Source organism: Sphingomonas sp. (genome assembly GCF_019746665.1).
Classification (GTDB): Bacteria; Pseudomonadota; Alphaproteobacteria; order Sphingomonadales; family Sphingomonadaceae; genus Sphingomonas.
In genome coordinates this window covers 1-13,820 of record NZ_JAIERS010000026.1, presented here as the reverse complement: position 1 = coordinate 13,820, position 13,820 = coordinate 1, and the positions used below count along the sequence as shown (strand labels likewise).

15 protein-coding genes and 1 pseudogene are annotated in these 13,820 nt (G+C 67.8%); 7 read left to right on the top strand and 9 right to left on the bottom strand.

What is annotated here, in order from left to right; translation table 11 throughout:
• Positions 1-32: 32 nt before the first annotated feature.
• Positions 33-1,868: a hypothetical protein gene (locus K2X73_RS14995; RefSeq protein ID WP_294112127.1), complete on the top strand. Its 1,836-nt coding sequence runs from the start codon at positions 33-35 to the stop codon at positions 1,866-1,868.
• 65 nt (positions 1,869-1,933) lie between these two features.
• Positions 1,934-3,577, top strand: coding sequence for a hypothetical protein (locus K2X73_RS14990; protein WP_294112125.1), 1,644 nt, complete (start codon positions 1,934-1,936; stop codon positions 3,575-3,577).
• On the opposite strand, the gene K2X73_RS14985 is transcribed toward K2X73_RS14990, so the two are convergent.
• From K2X73_RS14985 to K2X73_RS14970, 4 genes are all read right to left on the bottom strand, one after another.
• Positions 3,543-4,688 carry a GNAT family N-acetyltransferase gene (locus K2X73_RS14985; protein ID WP_294112171.1) on the bottom strand — a complete coding sequence of 382 codons (1,146 nt, stop codon included), beginning with the start codon at positions 4,686-4,688 and terminating at the stop codon, positions 3,543-3,545. The genes K2X73_RS14990 and K2X73_RS14985 overlap by 35 nt on opposite strands.
• A 229-nt stretch (positions 4,689-4,917) precedes the next feature.
• Positions 4,918-5,391: a RidA family protein gene (locus K2X73_RS14980; RefSeq protein ID WP_294112123.1), complete on the bottom strand. Its 474-nt coding sequence runs from the start codon at positions 5,389-5,391 to the stop codon at positions 4,918-4,920.
• Positions 5,392-5,423: 32 nt separating this feature from the next.
• The gene (locus K2X73_RS14975) at positions 5,424-6,044 is read right to left on the bottom strand and encodes an HAD family hydrolase (RefSeq protein ID WP_294112121.1); all 621 of its coding nucleotides are present in this window, start codon (positions 6,042-6,044) and stop codon (positions 5,424-5,426) included.
• Positions 6,041-6,301: a DUF3572 family protein gene (locus tag K2X73_RS14970; protein WP_294112119.1), complete on the bottom strand. Its 261-nt coding sequence runs from the start codon at positions 6,299-6,301 to the stop codon at positions 6,041-6,043. The genes K2X73_RS14975 and K2X73_RS14970 overlap by 4 nt, the downstream gene beginning before the upstream one ends.
• A gap of 35 nt (positions 6,302-6,336) precedes the next feature.
• Here K2X73_RS14970 and K2X73_RS14965 point away from each other — a divergent pair.
• Positions 6,337-6,696, top strand: a pseudogene (locus K2X73_RS14965) (response regulator); the annotation flags it as partial.
• A 204-nt stretch (positions 6,697-6,900) separates the two neighbouring features.
• Here the strand turns inward: K2X73_RS14965 and rpmG are convergent.
• Positions 6,901-7,068: a 50S ribosomal protein L33 gene (gene rpmG / locus K2X73_RS14960; RefSeq protein WP_294112118.1), complete on the bottom strand. Its 168-nt coding sequence runs from the start codon at positions 7,066-7,068 to the stop codon at positions 6,901-6,903.
• 119 nt (positions 7,069-7,187) lie between these two features.
• Here rpmG and K2X73_RS14955 point away from each other — a divergent pair, with 119 nt between their 5' ends.
• From K2X73_RS14955 to K2X73_RS14945, 3 genes are all read left to right on the top strand, one after another.
• Positions 7,188-7,745 (top strand): TMEM165/GDT1 family protein, encoded by a 558-nt coding sequence (locus tag K2X73_RS14955; RefSeq protein WP_294112117.1) that lies wholly within the window; start codon positions 7,188-7,190, stop codon positions 7,743-7,745.
• A gap of 77 nt (positions 7,746-7,822) precedes the next feature.
• Positions 7,823-8,314: a DNA starvation/stationary phase protection protein gene (locus K2X73_RS14950; RefSeq protein WP_294112116.1), complete on the top strand. Its 492-nt coding sequence runs from the start codon at positions 7,823-7,825 to the stop codon at positions 8,312-8,314.
• A 197-nt stretch (positions 8,315-8,511) separates the two neighbouring features.
• Entirely contained in the window at positions 8,512-8,697 is a 186-nt protein-coding gene (locus K2X73_RS14945) for a DUF1328 family protein (protein WP_294112114.1), read from the top strand.
• Between the two features lie 464 nt (positions 8,698-9,161).
• Here the strand turns inward: K2X73_RS14945 and K2X73_RS14940 are convergent, their stop codons facing one another.
• From K2X73_RS14940 to K2X73_RS14925, 4 genes are all read right to left on the bottom strand, one after another.
• A complete protein-coding gene (locus tag K2X73_RS14940; RefSeq protein ID WP_294112112.1) occupies positions 9,162-10,157 on the bottom strand; it encodes a GGDEF domain-containing protein in 996 nt (331 codons plus the stop codon).
• Positions 10,158-10,287: 130 nt separating this feature from the next.
• Positions 10,288-10,839, bottom strand: coding sequence for a redoxin domain-containing protein (locus K2X73_RS14935; RefSeq protein ID WP_294112110.1), 552 nt, complete (start codon positions 10,837-10,839; stop codon positions 10,288-10,290).
• A gap of 67 nt (positions 10,840-10,906) precedes the next feature.
• The gene (locus tag K2X73_RS14930; protein WP_294112108.1) at positions 10,907-11,959 is read right to left on the bottom strand and encodes a phospholipase A; all 1,053 of its coding nucleotides are present in this window, start codon (positions 11,957-11,959) and stop codon (positions 10,907-10,909) included.
• A gap of 39 nt (positions 11,960-11,998) precedes the next feature.
• Positions 11,999-12,886, bottom strand: a complete 888-nt coding sequence (locus tag K2X73_RS14925) for a prephenate dehydratase (protein WP_294112106.1) — start codon at positions 12,884-12,886, stop codon at positions 11,999-12,001.
• Positions 12,887-12,988: 102 nt separating this feature from the next.
• Between K2X73_RS14925 and K2X73_RS14920 the strand changes: the two genes are divergently transcribed.
• Positions 12,989-13,633, top strand: coding sequence for a cytochrome c family protein (locus tag K2X73_RS14920; RefSeq protein ID WP_294112105.1), 645 nt, complete (start codon positions 12,989-12,991; stop codon positions 13,631-13,633).
• The last annotated feature ends 187 nt before the right edge of the window (positions 13,634-13,820 follow it).

Genomic DNA, 13,820 nt, shown 5'->3' with positions numbered 1-13,820 from the left:
AGGGCTGAAAACATGGTTAAGGATTAGCCGTTATGGCGGGCGCCAGAGGGATCGAGGGGGACGGCATGGAACAGCAACGGATCGACAGCGGCCAGGCGCGCCGCGCGCGGTGGCGGCGCGATCTGCTCATCGCGCTGGCGCTGGTCGCGATCCTGTCGTTCAGCCGCGCCGCGCGCGACTGGCCGCAGCTCTCCCAGCTGATCCTGCCCGATGCCGACGACATGATGCGGCTGGCGCAAATCCGCGACTGGCTCGGCGGGCAAGCGTTCAACGACTGGACCCAGTATCGCATGGCGCCGCCGGCGGGATCGCCGATGCACTGGTCGCGCCTCAACGATTTCGTGCCGGCGGCGATGATCGTGCTTGGTACGCCGCTGCTCGGCCAGCATGGCGCGGAGCTGGTCGCGGTATCGCTCTATCCGCCGCTGCTGCTGGTGGCGGCGATGCTGCTGATCGCCTCGATCGCTCGCAAATTGTGGCGCGATCCGGCCGCGCCGGTCGCGATCGTGCTGACGGCGCTCGCTTTCCCGGCGACGAGCCTGTTCGTGCCCGGTCGCATCGATCACCACGCGTTGCAGGTGGTGACGGTGCTGGTCGCCGCGCGCGCGCTGATCGCCAGGCCGACCGGGGCCAGCGGCTTGATTGCCGGTCTCGCCATGGCGTGCAGCCTGATGATCGGGCTGGAAACGCTGCCGCAAGTCGTGGGCCTGATCGGGGCGGCGGGGCTGATCTGGGTGGTGCGTGGCATACGGGAGCGCGTACGCCTGACGGGGCTCGCCGCGGGCCTGGGCGGTCTGACGCTTGTGTTTCTGCTGACGATGCGGCCGAATTACTGGCCGAACAATCTGTGCGACAGCTTCACCCCCGCCTCCAGCGCCGCGATCCTGGGCGAAAGCGCGGTGCTCGCGCTGCTGGCGGGGGCGACGCCGTGGCTGCGCGGCTCGGCATGGCGGGCGGGGATCGGGGCGGTGGGCGCGATCGGCACGGCGCTCGCGGTATTCCACGCCTATCCCGCCTGCCTCGCCGGGCCTTATGGGCAGGTCGATCCCTTCCTGCTCAAGAACTTCATCACGCATATCGACGAGGCCAACAGCGTCTTCGCGCAGGATTCGGTGGTCCGCGTGATCGGGCTCGCCGGATTGATGATCGCGGGGATCGTCGCAGCGCTTTGGGCGCTGGCGCGGGCTGGACGACGCTGGCCGCTGATCCTGCCCGTCGCCGGCGCGGTGCTCGCCTCGGGTTTGGTGATCCTGGCGCAATTGCGCGGCGTTTATCTTGGCGTGCCGCTCAGCGTGCCCTTGCTGGCGGGCTTCGTCGCGCGCGTACGGAAAACGGGTCGCGCGGTGCCCATGGTCGCGGCTTGGCTTGGTTCGGCGGGAGTCGCCTACGCGGTCATTCCCGACACGATCGACCGGCTCACCAGCCCTCCCCCGCCGCCCGGCATCGCGATCAGCCGCGACGTGACCGCGCAAATTCTGTGCAACCGGGGCGACACCTGGGTGGCGGTCGACCGCTACCCGGCAGGCGTGATCATGGCGCCGACCAACATGGCGAGCTACCTCGTCGGCAGTACGCACCACGCGACCGTCGGCGCCGGCTATCACCGCAACAATGCCGGCAACATCGCGATGTACCGCTTCTTCCTGTCGCCCGCGGCGGCGGCGCGGCCGATCGGGCGCCTGTGGCGAATCGATTATGTCGCATTCTGTCCGGGCGACTTCGAGGAAATCGACCTGCTGGAGCGTTTTCCGCACAGCCTGGCCGCCGATCTTGCGCGTGATCGCGCGCCCGCTGGGTTCGAACGGCTCGCGCTTGGCAACTCGCGGCTCCGGCTGTGGCGCGTGCGCCGCTGGCTCGATCAACCGTAATCCGCGGCGCCGCCCTGGCTCCTGCCCCCTTGCCCCCTGCCCCATCGCGCTCGTAAGGCGCCGCGATGGCACAATGGGCAACCGCCGAGCGGCATTGGTGGGAACAGCGCTGGTTCGTGATCGCGGTGGCGCTGATCGCGGCCGTGCCGTTGCTCTACCCGCAAATTCCGCCGCTGCTCGATCTGCCCGGCCATATGGGGCGCTACCGCGTCCAGCTCGATCACGACCGGATGATCTGGCTGAACGACTGGTATGACTTTCGCTGGCAGCTGATCGGCAATTTGGGGGTCGATCTGCTGATCGTCCCGCTCACCCCGCTGGTTGGAGGTGATCTGGAGCTGGCGGTGAAGCTCATCGTCATCACGATCCCGGTCCTCACCGTCGCCGGGCTGCTGTGGATCGCGCGCGAGGTACACGGGCGCATCCCGCCGACCACGCTGTTCGCCTTGCCACTCGCCTACAGCTTCCCGCTGCATTTCGGGTTCGTGAACTTCGCGCTGTCGATGGCGTTCGCGCTTAACCTGTTCGCCTTGTGGTTGCGGCTGGCGCGGCTCGGCAAGTTCCGGCTGCGCGCGGCGCTGTTCGTGCCGCTGTCGTGCCTGCTGTGGGTGTGCCACACCTTCGGGTGGGGCGCGTTGGGGGTGCTGGCCTTTTCGGCCGAGATGATCCGCCAGCATGATCGCCTGCCGCAGAACTTCAACAGCTTCGGTGAGCGCGTCCGGCACTGGGTGTCGGCCTGGTTTCGCGCCGGGCTGGGATGCCTGCCGCTCGCGCCGCCGATGCTGCTGATGATCGCCTGGCGCTCGGAGGGTAATGTCACCGGGCGCACTACCGACTGGTTCAACTGGCGCGCCAAGATCGGCTGGGTGACGATGGTGCTGCGCGATCGCTGGCAGGCGTTCGATATAGCCTCGGCCGCGATACTCTACTTCATCCTGTTGCGCGGGGCGCGCGATGCGAGCATCGAATTTTCGCGCAACCTGCTGCTCTCCGCGCTGTTCCTGCTCGCGGTCTATCTGCTGTTGCCGCGGATCGTGTTCGGATCCGCCTATGCCGACATGCGCCTAGCACCGTTCATGCTCGCGATCGGCGTGATCGCGCTGCGCCCCCGAAAGGGCGTGTCGCTGCGCGGGGCGGCGACGATCGCGGCGCTGGGTCTCGCCTTCTTCCTGGTGCGGATCGCGGGCAACACCGCGAGCTTCTATCTCTATGCCAAGAGCTATCAACGCCAGCTCGCCGCGCTCGACAAGCTGCCCGAGGGGGCGCGGCTGATCTCGTTCGTCGGCGAGACGTGCAACAATCAGTGGTTCATGAGCCGGCTGCAACACGTCCCCGCGCTCGCGCTGGAACGCAAGCTCGCTTATACCAACGATCAGTGGTCGATGGCCGGCGCGCAGCTGCTGACGGTGCGCTACCGCCTGCGCGGCTTCGCGCACGATCCCTCGCAGCTGGTGACGCATGAGCAATGCCCGCGCCAATGGTGGCGCCCGCTCAAGCGCTCGCTTGTGCTCTTCCCGCGTTACAGCTTCGATTATGTGTGGATCCTGAGCCCGCCGCCCTTCGACCCCGCGCTGCTCAAAGGGCTGAAACCGTTGTGGTACGATGCCGAAACGCGCAGCGGCCTCTACGAGGTGGACCATGACGCCGAAGGCCCCAAGGTGAGCCAGGAAGAGCTTACCCCGCCGCCGCCTTCCGAAACGGCGTCATAGTCGCGAGCATTTCGGCGTCGGCGGCGATCGCCGCGCGTTCGTGCGCCAGATAGTCGGCGACGGCGCGGCGGAAATTGGCGTCGGGCAGGAAATGCGCCGACCAGGTAGGCGTGGGTTCATAGCCGCGCGCGAGCTTGTGCTCGCCTTGCGCGCCGGCCTCGACGGTCTTCAGCCCGCGCGCGATCGCGGCATCGATCGCCTGATAATAGCAGAGCTCGAAATGGAGGAAGGGCACGTCCTCGGTACAGCCCCAGTAGCGGCCATAGAGCGTCTCCGCGCCGATCAGGTTGAGCGCGCCGGCGATCGGCCGCCCGTCGCGTTCGGCCAGGATCAACAACGTACGGTCCCCCATCCGCTCACCGAGCAACGAGAAGAAGCGGCGGGTGAGATAGGGCCGGCCCCATTTGCGGCTGCCGGTATCCTGGTAGAAGGTCCAGAAGGCGTCCCAAACGCCCTCCGTCAGCTCGGCGCCGGTCAAGTGGCGGATGGTCAGCCCTTCGACCGCCGCCGCGCGTTCCTTGCGGATCGCCTTGCGCTTGCGACTGGCGAGCGTCTCGAGAAAGTCGTCGAAGCTGGCATAGCCTTGATTGTGCCAGTGGAACTGGGTGCCGAGCCGGGTCAACCAGCCCGCCGCTTCGAACAGCGGCAGCTGGTCGGGCGCGACGAAAGTGGCGTGGGCGCTAGAGAGGTCGTTCTGGCGCGTCACCGCCTCGATCGCCGCGATCAGCGCCGGGCCTTGCGCGGGATCACGGAGCAGCAGGCGCGGCCCCGGCACGGGGGTGAAGGGCACCGCGATCTGCAGCTTGGGGTAATAGGCCCCGCCCGCCCGCTGCCAGGCATCGGCCCAGGCATGGTCGAACACATATTCGCCCTGGCTGTGGCTTTTGGCATAAGCGGGCGCGATCGCGGCGGGGGCGCCGTCCGCGCCGTCCACGATGATCGGCAGCGCCTGCCAGCCCGATCCCGGACCGACGCTGCCCGATTCCTCAAGGATCGCGAGAAAAGCGTGGCTGAGAAACGGGTTTCCGCCTCCCGCGCACGCGTCCCAAGCCGCGGGCGCGATGCTGCGCACACCATCGGCGATACGGGCGGTGATGGAGCCGGTCACCACGCCCACATAAGCGCGCCTGCGTCGACGGGGAAGGGCTCGGGCAAGGAGGCGTTTAAGCGCCCGCATTGCTTTGCCACGCGCAAGGGCAGGCGTTGCGCGCCGTAGCGATCCACCCCCAACCCCTCACTTTCAGGGAGGGGCGTAAAGGGGGGAAAGCTTCAAGCCTCCCTCCCTGGAAGGGAGGGGTTGGGGGTGGGTAGGAGCGCCGGGCACCCACCGCTGAAAAAAACTAAAGCGCGCTCTGCACCTGGACGATCGCGTCGATCTCCACCGCCACGCCGAGCGGGAGCGACGCGACGCCGACCGCGCTGCGGGCATGGCGCCCGGCATCGCCGAACAGCGCGACCATCAGGTCCGAGGCGCCATTCGCCACCTTCGGTTGATCGGTAAACCCCGGGGCCGAATTGACGAACACGCCGAGCTTCACGATCCGCTCGACCCGCTCCAGCCCGCCCAGCGCGCGCTTCATCTGCGCGACGAGCATCACCGCGCAGCGCCGCGCCGCCTCGACGCCATAGTCCAGGTCGCGATCCTCGCCTAGGCGGCCAGTCATCAGGCTGCCGTCCGCCGCGAAGGAAATCTGCCCCGAAATATGGAGCAAGCCGCCAGCTTCCACCGCCGGCACATAGGTCGCGACCGGCGCGGCGGGTTCGGGAAGGGTGAGGCCGAGTTCGGCCAGCTTGGTTTCGACTCGATTGCTCATGGCCGCCGGCTTGGCGGGGCGAGCCGCGCCGGTCAAGCCTGGGCCGGGCCGCTCGCGAGCCGTTCCTCGATCCAAAGCCGGGCCGCCTGCCAGTCGTCGATCCGGGCATGGGCGTGCGGCGCGGGGGGGATGTGCGGCGCGAGCTCGGGCTCGCTCACCAGATGCAGCCGGTGGACCTGCGGCGCATGCTTGGCGACCGATTCGTGATGCACCGCCAGGTCATCGACGAACACCGCCGCGCTCGGGCGCAGTTCGGCGATCAGCCGCGCGACCGGATCGCCCTTCCCGCCCTGGTTGGTCTCGACCCGGTGTTCGATCCCGAAGCGCGCGAGCTGGGCGATCCGCGCGTCGCGGCAGTGATCGCCAAGATTGGTGAGGATCACGATCTCGGCTTGCTCGGCAAGCGCCGCCAGCGCCTCGGCCGCGCCGGGCACCAACGTCTGGCGCTCCATCTCGTCGGGGAAGAAACCGTCGAGCAGGCCCCACATCGCCTCGCGTTCGACCAGCGAGCCATCGGCGCGCTTCAGCGCCCGCGCGAAATCGCCACCCGACATATCGAAGCTGATGTCGTGCCGCTCGCGCAGCCACACGCCGAAATGGCGCACCATGTGCAGCAGCACTTCGTCGCAATCGCAGATGACCAAAGGCTTCATGCTTGCTCCAGGCGGTGGCGGGCGGCAACGAGCGCGGGCGGCGCGACGCCGAGCGCCTCGGCCGCCGCGACCAGATCGGGCTCATAGCTTTCGAGGAACCCCAGCACCGCCGCGAGCAAGGCCGGTTCGGCCGCCCGGGCGCGCAGCTCGGCGGCGCCGAGGCCGGTGAGCGCGAGCAGCCGCTCGGCGCGCGCCTGATCGGCGAGCACGAACGCCAGCGCCTGCAACGCGAGCGCGATAGGGTCTGTCTCGGCCATTGCTTGGGGCGCCCCGCTCTCTATGCTGCGCCCCCGTGGCAAAACGCGTGCTGGTTGTCGAGGACAACGAACTCAATCTGAAGCTGTTCACCGATCTGCTGCGCGCGCACGGCTATGCGGTGGCCGGCGTGCGCGACGGGCGCGAGGCGTTGGCGCAGGCGCGCGACTTCGCCCCCGATCTGGTGATCACTGATATCCAGCTGCCGCATGTGAGCGGGCATGAGCTGATCGCGCAGCTGAAGGGCGATCTGATGCTGCGCGACATCCCGATCCTGGCGGTGACCGCCTATTCCAGCCGCGCCGACGAAGACCGTATCCGCGGCGCGGGGGCGGCGGCCTATGTCTCGAACCCGATCGCGCTCGCCCCGTTCATGGCGCAGGTGAAGGCGCTGTTGCCGGAGGATGCGGGCGTTCCCCCAGAAACCACAGAAACGGACTCGTCGCCCCGGGCTTGACCCCGGGCGCGGCTGCCTTTGCGCCCGAGGATGAATGGTCATGTTGGCCGAAGCGCAGGCGGCGTCGCCTTGGCCAACGAAAACGCAAAAAAGGCCACGGAGCGCGATGCTCCGCAGCCTTTGCGATTGATGCGCGCTGGCGCCTTACTTGATCTTGGCTTCCTTGAACTCGACATGCTTGCGCACGACGGGATCGTACTTGCGGAAGCTCAGCTTCTCGGTCTTGGTGCGCGGATTCTTCTTGGTGACATAGAAGAAGCCGGTGTCAGCGGTGCTGACGAGACGAATCTTGACGGTGGTCGGCTTTGCCATGACCCGAAAATCCTGCGACTGGAAAAAACAACAAGCGACGGAGCATGCGCCCGCCGCTTGGCTAGGGGGCGGCACATGAACCAAGGCGGCGGCGGAGTCAAGCATTTGCGCGGGGGCATATGGACGCGCTGATGGCGGCGCTGGTCGCGTGCTTCGCCTGCCAGTTGAGCGACCGGCTAGGCTGGGCGGCGAGCGCGCAAGCGGTTGCGAGCGGACGACCGGTGGCGGCGCTGCTCGGGGTCGCTCTCGCGCTTGCGGTGGCGAACGCGCTCGCTGGCGCCGGTGCCGCGCTGATCGCGCCCTTGCTCACCCCCAATGCTCGCGCGCTGTTCCTGGCGCTCGCGCTCGGCTCGGCGGCGCTCGGCGGGGTGACCGCGCCCAAGCCGCCCGCGCCGCAAGCCCGGCTCGGCGCCTTCGCGGCGAGTCTCGCCGCCGGCCTCGCGCTCGGCCTGGGGGATCGCAGCCAGTTCCTGGCGATGGCGTTCGGGGTGCGGAGCAGCCCGGTCTTCGCCGCGATCGGCGCGACCTTGGGCGGCACCGTTGGTTGCGCGGTCGTGATCCTGGGCGGCCCGAACGTCGCGGCGCGCTTGCGCTCACGCGCGGTGCGGCTGCCGATCGCCGGGGTACTGCTGATCGCCGGGATCGCGGCCGCGCTCAGCGCTTTTCGGCTGGTCTGACGGACTTGCGGCGAAGCGCGCCGGGACCAATCTAGCGCGCGAGCCGTTAAGGCAGGCGAACATCCAGGAGGCCAAGCATGACCAATCCGGCACTCGACACCCCGACCGACCTTCAGACCAACCAGGTGGCAAGCGTCGCCGACGCGCTCAACCAGGCGCTGGCCGATGCCTATGCGCTGTATTTGAAGACCAAGAACTTCCACTGGCACGTCTCCGGCCCGCATTTCCGCGATTACCATCTGCTGCTCGACGATCAGGCGACCGAGATCCTCGGCGTCACCGATCTGATCGCCGAGCGCGTGCGCAAGCTGGGCGAGACGACGCTGCGCTCGATTGGCGACATCGCCCGCCGCCAGCAGGTGCGCGACAACGACGCCGATTTCGTGCCGCCGCGCGACATGCTGCTCGAACTGCGCGACGACAATCTGAAGCTGGTGCAGCAGTTCCGCGAAGTGAAGGAACTCGCCGACGCGGCCAAGGACAATGCCACCAGCGGCATCGTCGACGAATGGACCGATCAGGCCGAACAGCGCGCCTGGTTCCTGTTCGAGGCGACGCGGGGCGCATAAGCGCCGACGGTGTGGCTTCGCTTCCACGCACGCCAACCCCTCCCCGAGAGGGAGGGGCTTCCGGTGTCATTTGCTGGGTAAGCCCCTCCCTGGAAGGGAGGGGTTGGGGTGGGTGGAGGCGGAGCACGGCGCCGCCCACGGAACGCATCGCGCCCCCTCTCGTTGGTTCGCCGTCTCACGCGGAAGGAGCGCGAACCATGCTACGTTGGGCGATCATTTTTCTGGTGATCGGGCTGGTGCTCGCCGTGCTCGGCTTCGGCGGGCTGGGCGGCGCCTTTATCGGCATCGCCAAAATCCTGTTCTATCTTGCGATCGCCGTCTTCGTCATCCTGCTCGTCCTCGGCCTGCTCGCCGGGCGCGCGGTGAAGGACGCGGTCGACTGAAGCCGCTGCCGCCGGTGGGCCGCGGCTGCCGCGGCTCAACCGGCGGGGTGCGGGCTCAAACCGCGGTCAGGGCGTTGACCAGGGCGTCGTGCCCCAGCAGGAACAGCCCTGTCGCCAGAAACGCGATCGCGCCGATCGCCAACATCTTCAGCATCATTCAGTCCTTGGTGGGGTGGTTAAGCGATCGGCATCACCGGCACGGCGGCGCTGACGAACATGGCGGTCATCGCGATCGCGGCAACGAGCGAAGCGGCGGTCTTGGCGATGGTGTCGAAACGGAACATGGTGCTTTCTCCCGGTCTTGGCGTCTGCCGGACCATCCGGCGGTGACGCACCAGGGGATTGCATGAGCCGTGCCAACTGCGGAAATGCGCGGAAATGCGATGACCGTTCAACCATAGCCGGTAGCATTTGGGAAAATTCGCCAGTCGCGTTGGTAAAGATCGCCGTAACCTGGCGAAACATCATGCCAGCTTGATGCATTTGCGGCCGTCGCCCTTCGCGGCGTAGAGCAAACGGTCGGCGCGAACGAACACGTCGCCCACCGCCTCGCCCGGCAAGGTGGCGGTGAGACCAGCCGAGAACGTCACCGCGCCCAGCGGCGCATCCGTTTCGCGCAGACGATAGCGCTTGTTCGCGACCAGGGTGCGCGCCGCGTCGAGCTTCAGCCGCGCCTCCGCGAGTTCAAGCCCCGTGAACAGCACGACAAATTCTTCGCCACCGAACCGCGCGACGAGATGGCCGGCGCATTGCTCCTCCAGCGTGGCACCGATCGCCTTCAACACGCGATCGCCCACCGCATGGCCGAACGTATCGTTCACTCGCTTAAAATGGTCGATATCGCACACCGCGAGACACAGCGGCGTGCCCTTGGCGGCCTGCTCGGCGAAGCTTTCCTCGAACACGCGGCGGTTGGGCAGCCCGGTCAGCGGATCGCGGCGGGCATTGTCGCGCGCCTCCTCCAGCTTCTGGCGCAGTTCGTCGGCTTCGCGCGTCGCCGCTTCGAGCTGGCTTTCCGCGCTTTGGACGCGATCGATCATCGCGTGAGTCAGCCGCAGCACATCGTCGGGCGCGACCTGGCCGGTGGATTTGATCGCATCGGCGCTCGCCACGAGGTTGCGGCCGAAGTCGCGCGTATCGGCGCGCATCGCGGCGACCAAGTCGGCGAAACCTTCCACCTGCATCTGGGTCTGCGCCACCAACCCCTGCGCCACCGCGCTCGCGGTTTCAGCGACCGGCTCGTTCGAAACATCGCCGCCCAGCGAGACGATGTCCTTGCGCGTCAGGCGAAAGCCACCCTCGGTGATCGCCGCCACCGCCTTGGCCAGAGCGCCATCGGGCGAGGAGCACACCCGATAGCCGAATTCATAGTTGATCGGTTCCGGCGTCAGATGGTTGCGCGCGAGGAAGTCGCCGATCGATGCGAAAAGCGACTGTCCGAGCTCGTCCCGATCCGTCACGCGTAGGTTAACCCGCTTCATTGGCCCCAGCACCGTTTCCCGCGCCTGCCCCTCGTAATTTTACGAAGCAGCCAGCGTCCGACGGCACCGATGCGTAACCGAACATTCCTAAAATTATGTTTGCGATACGTTATGACCGGGCGGACCGGAGCCGCCGCACTGCCTCCAGCGTCAACCGAACATGCTCGGCCGGGTTCATATCGTCATGCACGAAACTCACTTTGCCATCCGGCGCAATAACATAGCTGGTGCGCTTGGTAACGATCCTGGGCGCGCCGTCCTTACCCGGAACGGGGCGACCGAGCGCGACGTCATACCCCGAAACCACCGCCGGGCCGGCGCTCGCCACCATGAACTGGCCGGCGCAATCCTTGTTCGAGAAATCGGCGAGCACGTCGACCGGATCTGCCGACATGCCGACCACGGTCGCGCCAGCCTTCTTGAACTCGGGGATCGCCTGCGCGAAGGCGCGCGCCTCGGCCGAGCAGCCCGGGGTGAAAGCGGCGGGGAAGAAGTAGAGCACGACCGGCCCCTTCTTCAGCGCTTCCTTCAGGTGGAAGCCGCTCACCTTGCCGGCGGTCGCGCCGCGCGTGGTGAAATCGGGCGCGGCGGCGCCGGGGGCGAGCGCGGCGACGGCGGGAGCGGCGGCGGCAAGCGCGGCGACGGCGAGAATCAGGCGCATGGAATACTCTCCCAGATGGTTAGCGCCAGCATAGGAAACGCGCCGCTCCGCGCCAAGACTTGGTGCGTTACCGCGTGAGCGACACGCCGAAGCGCACGTGATTGTCGATCCGATTGTAGCGCAGCAGTTGCTCGCCATAGCCGGTGAATGCCTCGCCAAACAGGTAGAGCCCCAGTCCGCCGCCGAGCCGGCGCAGCGGATAGCTCGCGAACAGTTCCGCCGCGCCACGCCCGGTGCCGGGATTGCCGCGCGCCTGGACCGACAGCTTCACCCCATCCTCTTCGAGCAGCGAGGCGGTGATCCCGCCAAAGCCGAAAAAGCGGTCGACGTCGCGCGCCAGGCCACGCGGGCCGAAAAAGCCATAAGCCTCGGGCGCGATATCCAGCCGCCAGCGCCCGCCAAGATCGAAGCGCTGATTGGCACGGATGTAGAAGCGGTTGAGATCGACCGAGTCGGCCACACCTCCGCCGTTCGAATCATGGCGATAGCCGACAGCGATCTTCATCGAGTCGCCGAACTCGCGCTCGTAAAATACCTCGGGGCGATAGATGGTCGCGGTGATCGGGCCGGAGGGGGTGCCGATCGCCCAGAAAATCGTCTGGGTGTACGCGACCCGGATCGGCGCGAGCACGCCGTGATCGAAGGGCTGGAACGAAAAGCTCGCCTGGAGCTTCGCACGCGAACTGCCGGCGCCGGCGACGATGTAGGTGGGTTCATAGGGACGGAAGCGATCGAACGCGCCGTTCGTCACCCCGCGCGAAGCGGTGATGCTGCCCTCGCTCTCACCGCCCGACACCGAGCCGCGATCGGCGACGAGCGGCGCCTCGGACAGCGGGGCGAGCCGGTAGCGCAGCTTCGTGAAGCCACCCGCCGGCACCGCCGGCCCCTCGGCGGTCGAGCGGATCAGGCTCAACTTCAGCGCGGTGCCGTCCCTGGCGATCGTCTCGATCTCCTCGGGCGCGGCGATCGGCGCCGCATCGCGGCCTTCGTTGATCAGGAACACGTCCACCCCGTCGCGCGCGGCGACGGCGGCATCGGCGGGCGGGGCGACCAGCGGGCGCAACTGCGCGGCGGCGGGCGTGGCGATGGCGAGCAGCAGGCAGGCGAGCGCAGTTCTCATGCCCGCCATGTTAGCGTGGTTTATGACGATTGCGCGTAATCAGCGCTCGCGCGCCATCGGGTAGCTGCCGAGCAGCCGCACCCATTCGGCGTGGAAGGTGAGTTCGGCGAGCGCGCGATCGACATCGGGATCACCCGGCGCGCCGATGAAATCGGCATAGAATTCGCTCGCGGCGAAGCTGCCGCCGGGCTGATAGCTCTCCAGCTTGGTCATGTTGACCTTGGCGGTCGCGAAGCCGCCCAGCGCCTTGTAGAGCGCGGCCGGCGCATTGGGCACCGCGAAGATCAGCGTTGTCATGAACGGCCCCGCGCCCTCGGGTGGCACGCCCTGCAGTTCGAGGGTCAGGAACCGCGTCATATTATGCGCGGCGTCGGCGATGTCGGCCTCGAACAGCTTCAGCCCGTAAATCTCGGCGGCGCCCGCCGGCGCGAGCGCGGCGAGCGCGGGGTCGCCACGCTCGGCGACCATCGCCGCCGCGCCAGCGGTGTCCGGATAGGTCACCGGCTCGATGCCCCGCGCGCGCAGCCAGTGGCGGCACTGGCCCAGCGCCTGGGGATGGCTCGCCGCCTCGCGCACCTGCGCCACCTCCCCCAGCCCCATCAGTGCGTGGCGGATCGGCAGGAAGAATTCGCCAGTGATCGCCAGCCCCGATTCCGGCAGCAGGAAATGAATGTCGGCGACGCGGCCATGGAGCGAATTCTCGATCGGGATGATCGCGCGCTGCGCGGCGCCGCTCTGCACCGCCTCGATCGCGTCGGCGAAATCATAGCAGGGCAGCGGCGCGCAGCCGGGATGCGCCTGGAGCGCCGCGAGATGCGAATTCGCCCCCGGCGCACCTTGGAATGCGACCGCGCGCGCGGGATCGGCATGCGCCGCCTCGGCAAGGCGCGCGACATGCGGCAGGGCGGGCGCGGGAAAGCGTTCCATCGGCGGCGCGCTTAACCGCGTGGCCCGGGTACGGCAAGCGCGGCTTGCGGGGGCGGCGTTGCGCTTCTAAAGGGCTGCCAAGAAAATAGGGATCAGGGACCGATGAATTTCCGGACGAACGTGATTTTGGGCTGGGTGCTGGCGGCGTTGTTCGTCGGCTTGGGGCTGTCGATGGCCGGCAAGCTCTATTTCAAGCAGGGCCGTCCGGAGAAAATGGGCTATCCGATCGAGGGCGTGGTGGAAGAAGGCGCCGAGGGCGGTGCCGCTGCCGCGCCGGCCGTGCCGATCGAAACGCTGATGGCGTCGTCCGATGTCACCAAGGGCGAGGCTGTGTTCAAGAAGTGCGCCTCGTGCCACAATGCCCAATCGGGCGGCGCGAACGGCATCGGACCCAATCTGTACGGGATCGTCGGCCATCCGGTCGCTGCGCATCCGGGCTTTGCTTATTCGGACGCGCTGAAGGCCAAGGGCGGCACCTGGACCTTCGCCGCGCTCAACGAGTGGCTCACCAACCCGCGCAAATATGCCGAAGGCACCAAGATGAGCTTCGCGGGCCTCACCAACCCGGAAGACCGCGCGAACGTGATCGCCTATCTGAACGCGCAGGGCTCGAACCTGCCGCTCCCCGCCGCCGCCCCCGCCGCGCCGGGCCCGGACACGGCCCAGGCGCCCGGGAACACCACCGCCGCCGACGCGGGCAATGCCGCGGCCCCGGCTGACGACAACAGCGCCGCGCCCGCCAAGTAAAGCGCGATCATGCCAGCCGCACGCCGCCAGTGGCGTGCGGCCACGGTTTCAATTGGCCCGGCGCCCTTCAGCTAAGCGGGCGACCTTGGCCCAGTTCCTCACACGCCGCGCTAGGGCTGGGACTCATAAGCACCACATGATGGCGGCGGCGAGGTGGATGCTGCCTAGGAAGATGTCGGCGCGCCGG

Bases quoted from the DNA above. Each gene is read 5' to 3' on its own strand.
- K2X73_RS14945 (WP_294112114.1), top strand. From the start codon at position 8,512: ATGCTACGTTGGGCGATCATTTTTCTGGTGATCGGGCTGGTGCTCGCC.
- K2X73_RS14950 (WP_294112116.1), top strand. From the start codon at position 7,823: ATGACCAATCCGGCACTCGACACCCCGACCGACCTTCAGACCAACCAG.
- K2X73_RS14980 (WP_294112123.1), bottom strand. From the start codon at position 5,391: ATGAGCAATCGAGTCGAAACCAAGCTGGCCGAACTCGGCCTCACCCTT.
- K2X73_RS14955 (WP_294112117.1), top strand. From the start codon at position 7,188: ATGGACGCGCTGATGGCGGCGCTGGTCGCGTGCTTCGCCTGCCAGTTG.
- K2X73_RS14995 (WP_294112127.1), top strand. From the start codon at position 33: ATGGCGGGCGCCAGAGGGATCGAGGGGGACGGCATGGAACAGCAACGG.
- K2X73_RS14990 (WP_294112125.1), top strand. From the start codon at position 1,934: ATGGCACAATGGGCAACCGCCGAGCGGCATTGGTGGGAACAGCGCTGG.
- K2X73_RS14970 (WP_294112119.1), bottom strand. From the start codon at position 6,301: ATGGCCGAGACAGACCCTATCGCGCTCGCGTTGCAGGCGCTGGCGTTC.
- rpmG (WP_294112118.1), bottom strand. From the start codon at position 7,068: ATGGCAAAGCCGACCACCGTCAAGATTCGTCTCGTCAGCACCGCTGAC.
- K2X73_RS14975 (WP_294112121.1), bottom strand. From the start codon at position 6,044: ATGAAGCCTTTGGTCATCTGCGATTGCGACGAAGTGCTGCTGCACATG.
- K2X73_RS14935 (WP_294112110.1), bottom strand. From the start codon at position 10,839: ATGCGCCTGATTCTCGCCGTCGCCGCGCTTGCCGCCGCCGCTCCCGCC.
- K2X73_RS14930 (WP_294112108.1), bottom strand. From the start codon at position 11,959: ATGAGAACTGCGCTCGCCTGCCTGCTGCTCGCCATCGCCACGCCCGCC.
- K2X73_RS14925 (WP_294112106.1), bottom strand. From the start codon at position 12,886: ATGGAACGCTTTCCCGCGCCCGCCCTGCCGCATGTCGCGCGCCTTGCC.
- K2X73_RS14920 (WP_294112105.1), top strand. From the start codon at position 12,989: ATGAATTTCCGGACGAACGTGATTTTGGGCTGGGTGCTGGCGGCGTTG.